This window comes from Sinobaca sp. TMA16-18 (assembly GCF_059510535.1).
Window position 1 is genome coordinate 410573 of sequence record NZ_JCAKFM010000001.1, and the last position, 17009, is coordinate 427581.

A 17009-nucleotide genomic window follows, 5' to 3' on the forward strand; every position below is an offset into this window, starting at 1 on the left:
ACGTAAAAAATAAGAAAACAAAAACCAGGATAGATTACCGGAAAGGATTTACACAGTATGAAATATGATTTTATCAGCGATATACATGGATGTTTTAAAGAATTGTGTGAGCTTCTTACCGCTCTCGGCTATCAAAAGAGTGGCAAAGCATATGCCCACCCAAACGGCAGAAAAGTCGTTTTTGTCGGAGATATCACTGATCGCGGCGACAACTCTGTTGATGTTATTCAATTAGTATCTGAAATGGTTTCCTCCGGCCGGGCCGTATATGTACCCGGCAATCATTGTAACAAACTGTACAGATATTTGATTGGACGACCTGTAACGGTAAATCACGGCCTCGAAACGACCGTTTACGAAATAAACAGCCTTTCTGCGTCGAAGCGGAAAACGATCATTTCCTCCTTTCTTGCATTATATAAAAATGCGCCCTTGTACGCCCCGCTTGATAAGGCACAGGTAGTAGCAGCCCACGCCGGTCTAACGGAAGCTTTATATGGCAGTTATTCAAAGGAAGCAGAGCGATTTGTGTTATACGGTGACGTAACAGGCCGAAAGGATAAAAACGGTCTTCCTGTCCGCGGAGACTGGGCCCGGCATTACCAGGGAAGCCGTCTGATCGTTTACGGCCATACGCCTGTTCTTTCCGCGAGATATGTAAATAATACAGTAAATATTGATACCGGCTGTGTGTTTGGAAATGCTTTAACGGCTTTTCAATATCCCGAAAAGAAAACTATTTCTGTTTCTTCTTCTTACTCTTTTCTCCCGGCTAAATTTCCGTTCGATGAATCAAATATAACTATGTAGGTAGAAGGTGGATGCCAGTGCTGAAAAAAATTTTGTTATTAATAAGCTGTTGCTTTCTTTTGGCTGCCTGTGAGCCGACCAGTCTTTCTATAGATACTGAAAGCAGCTCTATTGTCATTGACCCCAACACGTCATCTCTTATTATTCAGGCATTAATAGAAAATGACAGACCTTGGGATACCGAAACCATGTATGCTGAATTCGAAATACTTGATGACGAACTGGCCTCTCAGCTCGAAGCATCAACGCTATACTATAATACCGACCAAAGAGGGGTTCCCGAACAGTTCACGATTAACCCGGATTACGGCCGGTTTTTACACGAGCAGTTTGATTACAACGGCAGCGCATCTGAAGAAGCACTGCAAAACAACATTCAAGTGAATGTATATGATGATAACCATGATTCCCTGCAGACTTTACCTATGACCGATGTGGACGTCAGCTATCGCTAAGGACGGGAGCATTGATGCCCGCCAGTTCCAGCGCCTGTCGGAAGTCACCCGGCAGGCCGGCGTATAGTGACATTGGTTTATTCGTTACTGGATGCTCAAACGTAATCCGGCTTGCATGCAGCGCCTGCCTGTTTATCCAGGCAGAAGGCTCTCCATATAAAGTATCCCCTAAAAGTGGATGTCCCGCTGCCTGCATGTGCACACGGATTTGATGCGTTCTTCCGCTGTACAGTACCAGTTCTACAAACGAGGCATTTTCTGCGGCTTCAATGGTGGTTCTCGTTGTTCTGGCAGCTTTTCCATCTTCATGTATTTCTCTCGTAACAATGCTGTCCGTTCTCACGCGGATACGGCCGGTCATATTCCCTTCTGCGCAGCCTGTGTTTCCCTGCACGAGCGCCTGGTACGTTTTACTGCCGGGGTTCATGTCAAAATAGTGAGAGAGCCTTTCGTGGGCATAAGCATGCAGCGCTATAATAATAACCCCGCTTGTTTCCCGATCGAGCCTTGAGACCGCATGAAAAGACAGCGGTTGGTTTTTCTGCTGCAAATAATACAACACTGCCTGTGCCAGGTTTGGTTCTCCGCCTTTTCGTCCCGGCATGGTGAGAAGAGGAGCCGGCTTGTTGATAACGAGAAGATGCTCATCTTCGTAGATGACGTCAAATGGATAAAAGGAAGGTACAAACACTTCCGGTGCTTTGACGGGCACACACAGTACAATACGATCTCCCCTATTTACTTTTTTACGAAGAGGAGAGGGCCTGCCGTTAACAATAACGAGGCCCTCTCTTTTTATTTTCCGTTTAAATCCGGCTGATATTTTCTTTTCGTGCAGCAAAAAATCGTGAACGGTCTTGGAAGACGATGCGGTCCAGCGTATAAAGCGGAAGGAATTCATTTCTTTACTCTCCAATAAACGATTCTTTGACCCGTTTCCAAAAGGGAAGCGGTCTGAAACGGGCAAAACGGACTTTTTCTTCCGCAACCCGGCATTGAATTGATTTGATACATTGATCAACGATGGATTTATGATCAAGCGTAATCTGCATATCTACTTCATTTAACGGCTTAAGCAGACAGGTATGATGCTGGGGCAGAATGAGCGGCGAGCCGACCGTACGATAGACACGGTTGTTGATGGAAGCCATTTCGGCAATCTGCATGGAAGCAAGAGATGGGTGCAGGATAGCACCCCCAAGCGCTTTATTATACGCGGTGCTCCCTGAGGGCGTCGATATACATAAACCGTCTCCACGGAACGTTTCAAAAGGTTCCCCTTTTATCTCCACATCACAGACAAGAGAGCCCTCCAGTGTTTTGATCGTACATTCGTTTAACACAAGGTAGCGATCGGACTGCGGACGGTCATAGTGGCGCACTACCACTTCAAGCAGCGGGTACTCCACGACCTGAAATGGGGTTTTGGCAATATGAATGACCAGCTTTTCTACTTCTTCCGGTTTCCAGTCTGCATAAAACCCAAGATGTCCCGTATGTATCCCGACAAAACAGGTTTCACTCAATAGATCGCTGTATTGATGAAAAGCATGAAGAAACGTGCCGTCTCCGCCAATCGTGATAACGATTTCCGGTTTCTCGCTGTCCTCTGTAAGCCCGAATTCTCTCAAATACCGGTCCACTTTTTTCTTTAAGGAGTTTGACGTGTCGTCTCCTCTGCTTGTTATCGTATATCTCATATTATCCCCCTTCCCTTCTTTCCTGATCTCTACGGTAGCCTTCTTTATTCCGGAGGATAATCTGCTGGGCGTCTCTTACTTCCCCACGAATCATAGACATCTCTTCATCAAGCCGGAAAGCAGCCTCTGAAGCACTTTGCAGCCGCTGTTTAATATTTTCAGGAATTTCTCCGCTGTATTTGTAATTTAATGAATGCTCAATCGTGGCCCAAAAGTTCATAGCCATCGTCCGTATTTGAACTTCTACAAGCACGCTTACTTCTCCGTCAATGGTGTGAACCGGATACTCAATAACCATGTGATACGAACGATAGCCGCTCTCCTTTTTTGTTTTAATGTAGTCCCTTGCTTCTACTACATTAAAATCAGAACGGCTGCTTATTAGTTCAACAATGGTGTCAATATCTCCTACAAATTGGCAGACAATGCGCACTCCGGCAATATCCTGCATTTGTTCACCTAATTCGTCCAAAGCAATATTTTTAAGTTTTGCTTTTTCCAGAATACTCGTAACCGGCTTCACACGTCCGGTCACAAATTCAATAGGCGTATGCTTGGACGAAAGCTTATACTGCTCGCGGAGACCTTTAAGTTTTACTTTAAGCTCTTCTACCGCCTGTTTATAAGGAGAAAGAAATGTATCCCAGTTGCTCACTATCATTCACCGCCATTAGTCATTTTGAGGGAGAAAATTGTCTTCTACCGCATTCACCATTTCGCTTCCGTAATTGCTGTTGCCGGGAATATTATCAAGAAGGTAATCCATTTCCTGCTGAAAGGAATCAAGCGTAATCGATGTCGGGCCTTCAACAGTGACCTCCGCTTCCCGCCTGACAGCTTCTGCAAGCTCAGGCCAGATTTGTTTAGGAAGCCTGAGCTGGATGAATGCCTCTTCTGTGTCCAGAACGTAAACGAAAGTTAAAGCGTTGGAGTCTGCCAGCATTCTCATGCCGTCTTTTAGTTTTTTCCATTCCATAATAGGCCATTCTTCTATTGGATACAGCTTTAATTTATTATCTTTCCATGCTGCTTCTGTTACCGTAAGCATATGTTCCATATAAGCACCTCTTTTAATGTATCTTTTCATATTTTACCATATTTGTTCTCTTACGCGGCAAAGATGGTTTTCCTTCGATATGGTATCATAATTTTAATACAGTTGTCTTGCAGAAAGGACGTATAAATATGGCACAGGAATATGAAATCGAAAAAAAGAATATGCTTAATAAAAAGGAATTTGAAGCATTATGTGTATATTTTCAGTTAAAAGAAAAAGATTTTTTCAACCAGGCCAATACATATTTTGATACCCCGGATTTTTCCCTGAAGCAGGCCGGGGCTGCCCTTAGGATAAGAGAAAAAGGCAGCAGCGCTGAACTCACTCTTAAACAAAAAAATAAAAATATTCCCGGTTTACTTGAAACAAATCAAAACCTGACCGATAAAGAAAAAGAAGATATACTTCACCGCACTTTATTTCCCGAAGGCGGAGTGGCAGAGCAGCTGCAGACTTCTTTACAGCTCTCTTTACATGACCTTCAAAAGCTGGGTACGCTCCACACGAAGCGCGCTTCCATACGCTGGCATGACGGCGAAGTATTTCTCGATTGCAGCCAATACTTAGATACAGAAGATTTTGAAGTGGAGATTGAATCCTATTCCGAAGAAGAAGTTGAGCAGTTAATGACCAGGCTCTTAACTACATTTGATATCCCGGTAAGGTCGGCTCCCAATAAAATAGCCCGTTTTTTTAATCGGAAATACGCTCAATCGGAACCTCCGTTATCTTGAACACTAATTTACTTATGAGGTGATATATAGTATGAATATTGACCAGTCTTTTTTTATTCCCAGTTCTTCCTACAATACAACAGATACAGCTAAAAGCGGAGCCGGAGCATTCTCTTCCATGCTTTCCGCTTTTCCATCCATGATAGACCAGGCTATGTCGGGCGGAAGTAATCCAGATACCGGCCAGTCCCAGCAGCTTATGGGCGGGGAAGGCTCCCCTCTCTCTTTGTTCTTATCCGTTCAGGACGCAATGAGCTTTTTTCAAAATGGGGCCGCTGCGCTGACCCGTCCGCCATCAGAAGCGGCCGCTGAAACACCTGCTTCTGTACCTGCTTCCGTAAACGAGACCAGCACGAGCGCGGCGGCAGGTTCCGGTGCCATTCCATCTGACAACCAGTACAAGTCGCTCATTGAAGCTTCAGCTGCCAAGCATGGAGTAGACCCCAAGCTGATTTATTCTATTATTAAACAGGAGTCCAATTTCAATCCCAGCGCCAAGAGCCACGCCGGAGCGGCAGGGCTTATGCAGCTTATGCCTGGAACAGCTAAATATTTAAACGTTCAAAACTCTCTCGATCCTGCTCAAAACATTGAGGGAGGCACAAAATATATTAAAGATATGCTCAATAAATACAACGGAAACAAAGAACTGGCACTGGCCGCTTATAATGCCGGCCCGGGTAACGTCGATAAACATAACGGCATTCCGCCTTTTAAGGAAACCCAGGCATATGTTCCTAAAGTATTAAATACATTCCGTTCTCTTACGTAATCCGCCATTTACACATGGCGGTTTTTTTATGTCCGATTTTTTTTGTCACATAATGTTCATATTGTTTGCTGTTTTACCTTTCCTATTGTTAGAATGAGAGTAATTGGAAGAATAAATGAATTTATGTAAGTTGTCTTTAGGTTATTTTCTCTGAAAAATCAAAATTCACTTAAGAATATGTATGGAATAAACATATGAATTCGTAATGCTTGCATAATTGGACAGCACCCGTTATCTTAAGCAAGGGAATGATGCAGAATATGCCTTCAGCGCTTGCTCTGCAGAACGAATTTCTCAATAAGCATGGGGAACACTTACTAATGCATTCATATAAAAAAGAGGGATAGATATGCCTGAAAGTTTAACACCGTTTGAAGCACTTGGCGGAGAAGATAAACTGAGTGAACTGGTAGATATATTTTACCGTAATGTATCAGAAGATCCTATGCTTCAGCCTATCTTTCCTGATCATTTAGGAGAAACAGCCAGAAAGCAAAAGCAATTTTTAACCCAATTTTTGGGAGGACCTGCTTTATATACAGAAGAACATGGGCATCCTATGCTTAGAGCACGCCATATGCCTTTTGAAATAACCCCTGCCCGCGCGGAAGCCTGGCTTGCCTGTATGGACAGGGCGATGGACGAAGCAGAGGTGGAAGATCCTGTGCGGGAGCACATTTTTACCCGACTCTCTTATACAGCAAAACACATGGTTAACACACCGGAAGAATAGCAAGGAAGGAGTCAGAACTCCCATGACATACGATGAAAGCCTCTCATGTGATAATACCCTTGGAATCTGCGGAATCTCTTCCGAGGATGATACGTTATTATATAAACGCGAAAAAAAGAAAATTGAACTCTATATTTTTATTGATCCACTGTGCCCGGAATGCTGGGCGTTTGAACCAACGCTGAAAAAACTTTTTCTGGAGTACGGACAGTATTTCTCCATTCGCTTTTTCGTAGCGGCCCAGCTGGAAAGCTGGAATAAAAGAGAACACAAACAGCCAAAAGTCCAAAAGTATCTGGCTGACTACTATGACAAAACAGCAAGCAAAACCGGTATGTCCTGCGATGGGGATATTTGGCTGGAAAATGTCCTTGACTCCCCTTATATGCCTTCCCTGGCTATTAAAGCTTCAGAAATGCAGGGCAAGCAGCTTGCTACGTCTTTTTTCAGACGTATCCGGGAATTACTGTTTCTATCCAAGCAGAATATTACCGATGAGAACGTCCTGTTACAGTGCGCCGAAGACGTTGGCCTTGATATAGAAGAATTCAAACGGGATATGGCTTCCCCATGTGCCGCAAGAGCGTTGCAGTGCGATGTGAAAACAACAAAAGAAATGGAAATAGATTACGCCCCTACTTTCGTTTTCTTTAATGACAGGGTTGAAGACGGCGGCTTGAAAATTTCCGGGCTTTATCCATACCAGGTGTATGTAGATATCCTGACGGAAATGCTCGGCGAACTCCCCGTCCCATCCAATCACCTGTCGTTGGAAAAGTTTTTGCAGAAATATGAATTTGTTGCTACAAAAGAAGTAGCCGTTGTGTTCGACTGGACGGAAAAAGAAACAGAAGCCCAATTAAAAAAGCTTGTTCTGCAACGTAAAATAGAACATGTGCCTGTTAAACACGGCTCATTCTGGAAGTATGTAAGCACCATTCCAGCCAGTTCAAAAAAGCCTTCTCCTATTAAATAAGGAGAAGGCTTTTTTATTATTCTTCCAGCAGTTTTTCCATTTGTTCCAACGTATCTTCAAACAAAAGCATCGCATCTTCCACCGGTTTCGGCGAAGTCATATCAACACCCGCTTTTTTCAGTACGTTAATAGGGTAATCCGAACTTCCTGATTTAAGAAATTCCAGGTAGCGGTCCACTGCCGGCTGCCCTTCCTGCAGAATACCTCTCGTAAGAGCCGCAGCTGCACTATAGCCGGTAGCATATTGATAGACGTAAAAATTCATATAAAAATGCGGGATTCTTGCCCATTCCAATCGTATATCTTCATCCAGGGCAATGTCTTCCCCGAAGTATTTACGGTTCAAATCAAAGTACAGGCTTTCCAGAGAATCCGGTGTGAGGGCTTCCCCGGAGGCCGCTTTTTCATGAATGAGCTGTTCAAATTCAGCAAACATTGTTTGACGGAAAACAGTACCACGGAATCCTTCAAGAAAATGATTCAGAAGGTAAAGCTTTTCTTTTTTATCTTTTGCTGTATTAATCATGTGTTCATTTAATAAAGCCTCATTTACAGTAGACGCTACTTCTGCTACAAAAATAGTATAGTCACTGTACAGATAGGGCTGATGCTTTCTGCTGAAATAGCTGTGCATGGAGTGACCCAGTTCATGAGCCAGCGTAAAGGTATCATTTACATTATCCTGCCAGTTCATTAAAATGAAAGGTTTTGTTCCATAAGCTCCGGAAGAATAAGCTCCACTTCGTTTTCCCTTGTTCTCATAAACGTCAATCCAGCGTTCATTAAAACCGCTGGCAACAGTCTCCCGGTATTCTTTCCCTAAAGGAGAAACGCCGTCAAGCACGAGTTCTTTTGCCCGCTCATAAGGTATTTTCATGTTCGTATCGTCTACGAGCGGAGTGTACAGGTCATAGTTATGAATTTCTTCATACCCAAGTACTTTTTTACGAAGCTTCACATAACGGTGGAGCAGGTGAAGGTTTTTGTTTACTGTATCAACAAGCTGATCGTACACTATTTCCGGAATGTTATTTTTACTTAATGCTGCCTGCCGGGCTGATTCATAGTTTCGGACGTTTGCCTGAAATAAGTTTTTCTTCACCTGGCCGTTAAGTGTACTTGCCAGCGTATTCCGGTACTTCTTATACGTGCTGTATACCGCCTCAAACGCATCCTTTCTGACTCTTCTATCAGAGCTTTCCAGAAAGCGTATTATACGGCCGTGCGTGACCTGAATGTCTTCTCCACTTTCATCCCGTATAACAGGAAATTCTATATCTGCGTTATTGAGCATGCCGAATATATTTCCCGGGCTGCTCGTCACTTCTGAAGCCTGCGCCATAATAGACTCTTCTGCTTCGGTGAGAATATGAGGCCGCTTATTGTTTATTTCCTCTAACGCCTGTTTATACAAAGATAACCCTTCGTGTTCTTCAATAAACGATTCAAGGATCTGCTCCGGGAGAGCAAGAATCTCGGGGGTTACAAAAGCCATTGCCTGCCCCAGTCGGGCAGCCAGTCCCGATGCCCGGTCTTCCAACCCCTGGTAATGGGAATTACCGGTGTCCTGGTCGTATTTCATATGGGCGTATGAAAAAAGGCGCCCAAACCGTTCCGTAATACTGCTTTGCGTTTCCAGGCATTTGTAAAGTGTGTCTGCACTCGTATGCAGTCTGCCTCTGTATTCCTCGAGAGTATTCATATTATTTTTTATCCACGTGAATTCTTTTTCCCATTCTTCATCAGAAGAAAAAATATTTTCAAGATCCCATGTCCATTCTTTTTTGACCTCTTCCCGCTTCGGAAGAGGTGCAGTTGATTGCTCTGCCATGTTGACACCTCCATTTAGTTTCCACTATTTATTTTACCGAACCTGCTTTCTGATTGCCAATGTTGACTCTTGTTTACTGCAGGCAAATGCTGTAACGCTTATCTTTATTGTATCCCTCCATAAGAGAAGACTCTGGAGAAGGAAGAAATTTTATGAAAAACGACCTTGAAGAATGCCCATAGGACAGACAGCCAAACCGGCAAAGAAGGAACAAGTAATTAAGGAGGACCGTTTTAAGCGGCTGGTCTATTTGAGGAAAAGAGCGGATGCGGAAAATGTCAGCTGTTATTTTCTGTTCTATACAGTGTACAACCTCTTCGATCGTGAAGCCGTGCTTTCGGTGACCAAAAGAAGGAAAGACCTCCAACAGGATCCAGGTCTGCCATATGTAAATAGGTGTAATAAAATATTCATGCCCGAAAACAGGCCACCCTGCTTCGGAAGGAAAAAAAGCTGCGTCCGATTGCTTTTTCAGCATATGTTCTTTTAATGCAGTCGCATCTGCCTTTCCCATCCAGGTCTGCGGTTTAAAGCGCCAATCCTTTTTAAGCTGCAGCCATTTTTCCACGCTGAACGTCTTTTGTGCCGGAATCATATTTCCCTCGATAATATCCCTAAACGAACACTCCCGGATGGAATGAAGCGCAGGCAGTTGATCGTCCAATAGATAGGAGGAGGCCCTGACCAGACTGTACGTTTCTGCATGTGGATCCAAATACACTAAAAATCGTGAGCGTCTATCCGCTGATTCCCGCAGCGCCATCCATTCGAAAGAATGAATCAAACGTTTCCCATTTGGCTTCACCCGCATATTCTTCGAACAGAATATCCATACCGGTTCAATTCCACAGGATCGATAATCCTTTGTGCGGCTTATTAGTGCCCGTTCTGATATAACAGCACATTGAAATTCCAGCGCGTAAATTTTTTCATCCGCTTTTACCAATACATCTGCTCTTCTGTTGATGCCGGGAATAAACTTTTCTATTTCCACATCATGATATTGGGCGGCCCACTGCTGCAGCAAGTTTTTCCCTGTTATATGAAGATCTGATTCGACTTTTCCAGAAGTCGTACATGCTGCCTGGGAACGATGCGAAAAATGCCATCTTTTTCTAGTGCCTTTTCTTAAAATCACCCGTTCGTTACACACTTCACACCGAAAACAACCTTTTAAGGTTTCTGCTGAGTGCGGTTGAAACAATGAAATCCGTTTTCCCTCCTCATTTATTGCAATGAACAACGCCTCTCCTCCTTTTTTTCACAAAAAAAAGCTCCTCAAATCACCGTTTACACAGTGTTTAAGAAGCGGTATAGCTATCTGTACTCGTTGTGTTACGAAAAATTGGACTTGATTACGCTGAGTCCTTCTTCTCCCACAATGGTCTTTCCGTATTCTTTAATACGGAAAATAGAAACATCAGATTCCTGGCCGTATTCAAGTACGTGACTGACCATATCATCCTGGTGTTCTTCTGAATATTGATTATCGAACATAAGGTATAGATAATACCTATTTTCGAAGAAATATATTTCATTTTGGACACCCTTAGCATCAAAAGCGTGGCTTAGTGAAATAAGATCTTCAAGATCGGCGAAGGCAATAACAATCTCAAGCTCTTCGGAATCCTGACCGCTATTGGTATGACGGCTTTTCTGCGTGGATTTGAACTGATCATCCAGCATATCAACAATATTATCGTCTACCGGGATGTCATCAGATTTATTCTGTGAGACGGGAATTTCCAGTTTCACGTTGCCGTCTGTAATCTGGCCGCGCGTGACAACAATTTCCATTCCCTGATCCAATGCCTGAACCTGAATCCAAAGTGGACCTTCAATTTCAAAATTTTCCTGGTCATGAGCTTCATTGATCATTTCAAAAAATAATTCTTCTCCGCGTTCACGGTTGTACCATACTTCATCCCGGTCAAATCCCCGGTCTTCAATATCTTTGTAGGTAATAAAAAACTTTACAGTGGATTCATTAATTCTTTCGATTTCCACGATTTTCTCCCTCCTTATATAAGGTGGTGCTCGTTTTGTCTTCTCTCTAGTTATATGAAAACTCAAGCATCCTTTTCTGCAGGTAACAATTCGATGCAGATACGGCTTGTATTATATGTGCTCATCCCAATGCAAGCACCCTTTTACTAAGGGGGGAGCGGAGCGTCACATGTATTTTTATATAGTAGTCCTATTAAGTGTATATTTTCAACGATTACGCTCTATAAGTCAAGAAAAAGGCATGATCTATTTATAAGTTTTTTCATTATTTTGAACAAATTTTCTCAGTATATATTTAAACTGATAATCAATAAAAGTAATTGAGAAATAATGGATAAAAAAGATAAAGAAAAACTTTCACATTAAAAGCGAAAGTTTTTCTACATTAGTTTACCATTTTTTGTGCTTCCATTAAATTAAACGTTCTAACTTTTCTTGGAAGGAATCGGCGGATTTCTGCTTCATTGTAGCCTACCTGCAGGCGCTTCTCGTCAAAAATAATCGGGCGTCTCAATAATCCCGGATGCTCGCTTATTAAAGCAAAGAGTTTCTGCAGTGGAAGGCTCTCCAGCTCTACATCAAGCTCTTGGAATACTTTAGAGCGTTTAGATACGATTTCATCTGTGCCGTCCTCTGTCAGGCGCACGATCTGTTTTACTTCATCGATGCTTAATGGAGAAGCAAAGATATTTCTTTCTTCAAAAGGGATGTCATTTTCTTCAAGCCATGATTTTGCTTTTCTGCATGATGTGCAGCTTGGCGATGTGAGTAAGGTTACCATTCGAATGAACCTCTCCTTCCTTGCTTAACAAGGTTTTTTATATGATGGAGCCATTAATAAAATCATTCTGTTTACAAGTATAATTATACAATAATTATTCTAATTTGAAAAGGCTAAATGTGAATATATGTTCTCTATTATAGAAGGATGGTTTTGGACAATACTTTACAATACCTTTTTATTACATGTACAAAACCTATATATGGTTCTTTTTTTATATTTATTTTAAATAATAAAAATAGAGACCACTATTTATGGCCTCTATTTTTATGCTGCGCCTTAAGCAGACAGCTTCGCAGAAGCCGATCCACTTTTTGGAGCTGGTGCTGTCTTCCAGTCTTTTAAATTTTTACGGAGAAGTTCTTTTAGCACTTCTCTCTTGCGCCTGCGCTTTTCTTTCGTTTTGCCTTTCATTTCTCCCACCTCCTCTAAGAGGTAATTGAATTTATACTTGATCATTCATAAGGATTAAATGGTTTAGGCTTTTTCTTTTTTTACAGGGCTGTCGTTTTTTGAAAAAGATAGAACTTCATCAACAGTCTGATAGGACTCTCCGTATAACTGTTCATCCTTATACGTATGAATATGCTCATACGTGTGCTTCATTTTTTCGTATATTAATTCTTCGCTGTCATTTTCCGGAGACCAATAAAGGATTTCCAATGTATTCAATTCTTTTGTAGATAATGATCTTCTTGTGTAACCGATAGACTCCGCATGTTCAAAACCGGCCCTCTTATAAAAGTTCAGTCTTTTTTCCGTATCGGTGTCTTCGTAATCAAGAGGTTCCACTTCCAGAATAATAGGCTTTTGTTTTTCTTTTAACAAATCAAGCAGCTTTTTACCGAGGCCCTGCCCTCGTGAATTCTTTGATACAAATAGGTAATCGATAAACACAAAATCTTCTGTCTCTACGTACATAATAACATAATCTTTGCCCTCATCTTTATGATAAATATCACTTTTTTCTTTCAACAGCAGTTCCATATGTTCTTTTGACTTCATTTCTTCAATAGGAAAATATTGGCTTAATTTATCATACCAGTTCATACTTCTCCCCCTCTGGTTCCCTTTATGTTATTTCTATTATACGTGTTTATGCCTCAATATGTAACCGGTCAAAAATGATCCATGTACCAGCAGATTAATAAGTGTTCAAAAAAAACCGCCTTATAAAAGGCGGTTTCGCTACTAATCGCTTATCGGTGTATAGTCTGCGTCTGCAGAATAATTGTTGCCGGCGTCCCAGAGCAGGTATTCATCAATTCCTTCTTCATTAAGTGCTCGTATCTGTTCTTCCACTTCATGATCTCCATAGCTTATATAATTGCCGGCTCCGAGATAGCTTGCCGTGAAGTCCTGTATCCATGGACGTGTTACCGGAGCTTCCTCTAAACCTCCCAGCACTTCATTTTCCAATACAGCATACTCTTTTGTCAGCTCATACGGGTGCAGATCCGGTTTATCAATATCAAATGAACCCGGTCCCCAGTGACTTGGATAAATCATGGAAGAAATAACGTCAACCTGTTCCGAAATACCTGTAAAACTCTGGCCGATACCGGGCTCTGTTCCAACTACTGCTGAATTTCCAAAAATATCTACAGAAACGTCTACATCATATTTTCCCTGAAGCTCTTCCCTGGCGTATCCTACAAAGCTGTTAACCGCATTAACGCGCTGTTCTGTATTCGTTCCTTCTGATCCAAAGTCTCCTCTGGAATACTCGAGACTTTCATCGCGTGTTTCAAATCCTTCCGGAAAACGTACATAGTCGAATTGTATTTCTTTAAATCCAAGTTTTGCTGCTTCTTCTGCTATTCTTATATTATAGTCCCACACTTCTTTTTCATAAGGATTAACAAATGCTTCACCGCGGGAGTTTTTCCAGACTTCTCCGTTTTCAGTAAATGATAGATCCGGCCTCTCTTCGGCAAGCTCCGTGTCTTTAAACACAACAATTCTTGCTATCGGGTACACTTCGTGCTCTTCAAGCTGCTGCATCATTGCTTCTGGATCTGCGATGGTATTTACCCCTATTTCCGGCAGATCCGAATCTTCCGGCGGCATAAACGTAAGGTTTCCAAAGTCATCTTTTATGTCAATAACCATAGAGTTCAAATCCGTCGTTTCCATTAAGTCGAATAAACCTGTTGATTTTTCTCCTACAATAGAGTTTGCCGTAACGTAAACACCCCGAACAGCATCCGGATATTCAAAATTATACCCGGAGTCATGAAAAAATCTGGAAGACCCTTCCCACTGCACCTCCATATTACCCAATTCTTTGTACACGTGTGCGGCTCCCTGTTCCTCGGCCTGAACCGGCTGTGCGGACTGGAGTGCTGCCAGTCCTCCCAATACGAGGACTGCGCCTGCTTTCAATACTGTTCTTTTCATAAGTGCCCCCAGTTGTATGTATCTTTCTAGGTGAAATTATACATATAATTTGTGTAATTACCAAGTATTAACTGTAATTATTTTCTTGTTTTCCTTTCTTTATGACTAGTTTTTGTCCAAAAATTACATGATAGGTAAAAGTTTAAATCTTGTTTAACTAATATGCATTTATTCTTGCTTTTCAATCCTTATTTATGGTATATTAATTAAAATATCTTCATTTAGGGAGAACTCCTAGGTGGGGACTATTTTTTATATCTGGCACTACCTGTAAAAAAACATTTATTTTATATAAAAGGTATAGATGATGCCAGTAAAGATAAAAGGAGGAAAAAACATGAGAAAAGTGACGCTGATGCAGATTTATCAACACCCGATTACTCAGAAATACGTGAAGCGGTCCGGACTTGCTCATGCTATTTCTACTTCTTATCATGCATTTGAACTGGCAAAGCAATACCAGGTTGATCCGGACCTGGCTGTAAAAGCCGCTTTCCTGCATGATATGGGCCATTACGAATGGTATCGTGACGGAGAATGGGATTTTGATTCTTATAAAGCAAATGATATTCATGCCATCAAAGGGGCGGAAAGAGCACATAAGCTTTTGGTACGCCTCGGAGAAGATCCAAGAACAGCTAAAGAAATAGCATTAGCCGTACTTCTTCACACAGATTCGTATCTGCCCGAGCAGACCGTTTACCGTAACAGTCTGCAGGAAGTAGTAGCTCTCGCCGATGAAAGAGACGAGGAGCCTAACGGAAACCATCACTACCGCCAGATTACTGACGAACTGGCAGCTAAGAAAATAGGTGACCTGGACTTTCGTATTGAACAGTCCGCCACACCTCTTCAGAACACGCACTAAAACTCCAGGCATTCCGGAAAGCAGCTCAGTTTTTATCCGGAATTGTTCTACATAGACAGCATACAAAAAGCCCGCCTGTTCCGAGGCGGGCTTTTTTTGCATTAGCTTTTTTATTTCCATTCGCTGGATGTCATCACCCATTCGCGTATTTCGTATGTTCTTGCCCCTTCTTTTACAAACGGATCTTCTTTTACAAGATTCTCTGCCTCTTCATAGCTGTTTACTTTATACATCACAAGACCTCCGCTGCCATCGGCGAATTTCCCATAAGCCGGCACATGTCCGCTTTCATGAAGCTGTTCGAGGAACTCCAGATGCTGAGGACGGTACTGTGCGCTTTTTTGTTCATCTTTCATAGGCAAAAATACGGCAAATATTGACATTCTGTCACTCTCCTTTTTATTGTGCTCTTTTATTATACCTTCTTAACTGCTGAAAAAAAATAATGGATGTACTTTCATTTATTCTGGCTGGTGCGGTTTCTGTTTACTTTTCTCAATCCTAATGTAAACTAAAGAAGATCAAATTTGAATTTATACTACATTCCATCATTAGAAGGAGAGAACACATGATTTACATCTTATTTCTCGTCGCTGCTCTGGTCACTATATTTGCAGCTGTTCAATTATCAACATATGCTGATGTCATCAGCGAAAAATCCAAATGGGGAGGAATGATGGTCGGCACTATTCTACTTGCAGGTGCCACTTCTCTTCCCGAAGTCACAGCCAGCGTTACCGCTGTATTAATCGACAGCCCGGATATAGCGGTCGGTAACGTACTCGGAAGTAATTTATTTAATATTTTAATCATCGGGTTTTTTGACCTTGTTTATCGTAAAGACAAAATTTTTGCCAGTATGGCCAAATCCAACATATACACCGCTCTGCTTGGAGTATTTTTAACTGCCCTGGTTTTCTTTGCATTAATTATCCGGACAGATATATCCATACTGGGCATCGGGATTGATTCCATTATTATATTGCTGACGTATGTTATTGGAATGATCATCATTAATAAATTTACCGGCTCCAATGAAGTAGCTGCTCCTTCTTTAGAAGCAAAAGCTCCGCTTCCCAAGAAAAGCGTTACATTGAAAAAAGCCCAGACGGGATTTCTCATTGCTGCGGTTATTACGTTAATTGCAGGCTCTGCTCTCACCTTCAGCGGTGACGGCATTGCTACAAGAACCGGCATCGGTGCCAGTTTCGTCGGAAGCTTCTTAATAGCCGCATCTACTTCCCTGCCGGAAGGTGTCTCTGTTTTCATCGCTCTTAAACTCCGTAATTACAACCTGGCACTAGGATCCATTTTAGGGAGTAACTTATTTAATATGATTTTGTTAACGGTAAGTGATATTTTCTATTTTCAAGGACCGGTTATTGCCGCGTCCAGCCGGACAAACCTAATTACTTCTACGGCCATTGCACTTTTATCCTGCATTCTTGTATACTCGATTATGCGGGCCAGAAAAAAAGTCATTCGTTACTATGCACTTCCATCCATCGCTATCGTCGTTATTTATTTTGTATCCTCTTATCTTATTTTTATAGCCAATTAATACAGACAACGTGAAGAGCAGAGGCTGGAAAGCCGCTGCTCTTCTGTGTTTAAAAAGGAGAATCGATCATGTTTAAAATGCAGCTGCTTCTCATGATTTCAGCCGGACTAATTGTAATATGTATCCTTTTATCCTACAGCGGTGTTTCTACTCTGGCAGATGATATTCTTCCATTTTTACTTGCTGCCGCTTTTCTTTTATGGTGTTTTTATACAGCTAAAAAGCACTCCAGTAAAAAAAATAGAAGAAACGACTGATTTCGTTTACTCCGCCAAGTAGTTTCGATATGATATGAAAGGAAGCAGTTAAGCACGCAGAAGGGAT

21 protein-coding genes are annotated in these 17009 nt (G+C 42.0%); 9 read left to right on the forward strand and 12 right to left on the reverse strand.

Annotated features, from left to right (window positions below; genetic code table 11):
• The first annotated feature begins 57 nt into the window (after positions 1–57).
• A complete protein-coding gene (gene prpE, locus AC5W14_RS02115) occupies positions 58–810 on the forward strand; it encodes a bis(5'-nucleosyl)-tetraphosphatase PrpE (RefSeq protein WP_496193591.1) in 753 nt (250 codons plus the stop codon).
• 17 nt (positions 811–827) lie between these two features.
• On the forward strand, positions 828–1265 hold the full coding sequence (locus AC5W14_RS02120) for a hypothetical protein (RefSeq protein WP_496059248.1): 438 nt from the start codon (positions 828–830) through the stop codon (positions 1263–1265).
• On the opposite strand, the gene AC5W14_RS02125 is transcribed toward AC5W14_RS02120, so the two are convergent.
• Genes AC5W14_RS02125 through AC5W14_RS02140 form a run of 4 tightly spaced genes read right to left on the reverse strand, consistent with a single transcriptional unit; the run spans position 1252 to position 4022 of the window.
• Complete coding sequence (locus tag AC5W14_RS02125) at positions 1252–2166, reverse strand: RluA family pseudouridine synthase (RefSeq protein WP_496193592.1); 915 nt, start codon at positions 2164–2166, stop codon at positions 1252–1254. The two genes, AC5W14_RS02120 and AC5W14_RS02125, sit on opposite strands and share 14 nt — an antisense overlap.
• Positions 2167–2170: 4 nt before the next feature.
• Complete coding sequence (locus tag AC5W14_RS02130) at positions 2171–2965, reverse strand: NAD kinase (RefSeq protein WP_496059246.1); 795 nt, start codon at positions 2963–2965, stop codon at positions 2171–2173.
• 1 nt (position 2966) lies between these two features.
• Positions 2967–3623, reverse strand: coding sequence for a GTP diphosphokinase (gene yjbM / locus AC5W14_RS02135; protein WP_496059655.1), 657 nt, complete (start codon positions 3621–3623; stop codon positions 2967–2969).
• A 12-nt stretch (positions 3624–3635) separates the two neighbouring features.
• Entirely contained in the window at positions 3636–4022 is a 387-nt protein-coding gene (locus AC5W14_RS02140) for a UPF0738 family protein (RefSeq protein WP_496059245.1), read from the reverse strand.
• 128 nt (positions 4023–4150) lie between these two features.
• Here AC5W14_RS02140 and AC5W14_RS02145 point away from each other — a divergent pair, with 128 nt between their 5' ends.
• From AC5W14_RS02145 to AC5W14_RS02160, 4 genes are all read left to right on the forward strand, one after another.
• Complete coding sequence (locus AC5W14_RS02145; protein ID WP_496193593.1) at positions 4151–4756, forward strand: CYTH domain-containing protein; 606 nt, start codon at positions 4151–4153, stop codon at positions 4754–4756.
• Positions 4757–4787: 31 nt separating this feature from the next.
• Positions 4788–5528 (forward strand): lytic transglycosylase domain-containing protein, encoded by a 741-nt coding sequence (locus AC5W14_RS02150; RefSeq protein WP_496193594.1) that lies wholly within the window; start codon positions 4788–4790, stop codon positions 5526–5528.
• Between the two features lie 349 nt (positions 5529–5877).
• Positions 5878–6261: a globin domain-containing protein gene (locus tag AC5W14_RS02155; protein WP_496059242.1), complete on the forward strand. Its 384-nt coding sequence runs from the start codon at positions 5878–5880 to the stop codon at positions 6259–6261.
• A gap of 22 nt (positions 6262–6283) precedes the next feature.
• Entirely contained in the window at positions 6284–7237 is a 954-nt protein-coding gene (locus AC5W14_RS02160; protein ID WP_496059241.1) for a ClpXP adapter SpxH family protein, read from the forward strand.
• A 16-nt stretch (positions 7238–7253) separates the two neighbouring features.
• Here AC5W14_RS02160 and pepF read toward each other — a convergent pair whose 3' ends face one another.
• From pepF to AC5W14_RS02195, 7 genes are all read right to left on the reverse strand, one after another.
• Positions 7254–9068 carry an oligoendopeptidase F gene (pepF, locus tag AC5W14_RS02165; RefSeq protein WP_496193595.1) on the reverse strand — a complete coding sequence of 605 codons (1815 nt, stop codon included), beginning with the start codon at positions 9066–9068 and terminating at the stop codon, positions 7254–7256.
• Positions 9069–9141: 73 nt separating this feature from the next.
• Positions 9142–10311 carry a competence protein CoiA gene (locus AC5W14_RS02170; protein WP_496193596.1) on the reverse strand — a complete coding sequence of 390 codons (1170 nt, stop codon included), beginning with the start codon at positions 10309–10311 and terminating at the stop codon, positions 9142–9144.
• Between the two features lie 92 nt (positions 10312–10403).
• Positions 10404–11075: an adaptor protein MecA gene (gene mecA, locus AC5W14_RS02175; RefSeq protein ID WP_496059238.1), complete on the reverse strand. Its 672-nt coding sequence runs from the start codon at positions 11073–11075 to the stop codon at positions 10404–10406.
• 385 nt (positions 11076–11460) lie between these two features.
• A complete protein-coding gene (gene spxA, locus AC5W14_RS02180) occupies positions 11461–11856 on the reverse strand; it encodes a transcriptional regulator SpxA (protein WP_120192454.1) in 396 nt (131 codons plus the stop codon).
• Positions 11857–12135: 279 nt separating this feature from the next.
• On the reverse strand, positions 12136–12270 hold the full coding sequence (locus AC5W14_RS02185) for a hypothetical protein (protein ID WP_496059237.1): 135 nt from the start codon (positions 12268–12270) through the stop codon (positions 12136–12138).
• Positions 12271–12333: 63 nt separating this feature from the next.
• Entirely contained in the window at positions 12334–12906 is a 573-nt protein-coding gene (locus AC5W14_RS02190) for a GNAT family N-acetyltransferase (RefSeq protein ID WP_496059236.1), read from the reverse strand.
• 141 nt (positions 12907–13047) lie between these two features.
• A complete protein-coding gene (locus AC5W14_RS02195; protein ID WP_496193597.1) occupies positions 13048–14256 on the reverse strand; it encodes a putative glycoside hydrolase in 1209 nt (402 codons plus the stop codon).
• A 337-nt stretch (positions 14257–14593) separates the two neighbouring features.
• Between AC5W14_RS02195 and AC5W14_RS02200 the strand changes: the two genes are divergently transcribed.
• Positions 14594–15124 (forward strand): HD domain-containing protein, encoded by a 531-nt coding sequence (locus AC5W14_RS02200; RefSeq protein WP_496059234.1) that lies wholly within the window; start codon positions 14594–14596, stop codon positions 15122–15124.
• A 110-nt stretch (positions 15125–15234) separates the two neighbouring features.
• On the opposite strand, the gene AC5W14_RS02205 is transcribed toward AC5W14_RS02200, so the two are convergent.
• Entirely contained in the window at positions 15235–15507 is a 273-nt protein-coding gene (locus AC5W14_RS02205) for a YciI family protein (RefSeq protein WP_496059233.1), read from the reverse strand.
• Positions 15508–15692: 185 nt separating this feature from the next.
• Between AC5W14_RS02205 and AC5W14_RS02210 the strand changes: the two genes are divergently transcribed.
• Together AC5W14_RS02210 and AC5W14_RS02215 are read left to right on the forward strand one after the other, a co-directional pair.
• On the forward strand, positions 15693–16685 hold the full coding sequence (locus tag AC5W14_RS02210) for a sodium:calcium antiporter (RefSeq protein WP_496059232.1): 993 nt from the start codon (positions 15693–15695) through the stop codon (positions 16683–16685).
• A 68-nt stretch (positions 16686–16753) separates the two neighbouring features.
• Complete coding sequence (locus tag AC5W14_RS02215; RefSeq protein ID WP_496059231.1) at positions 16754–16942, forward strand: hypothetical protein; 189 nt, start codon at positions 16754–16756, stop codon at positions 16940–16942.
• Positions 16943–17009: the final 67 nt, after the last annotated feature.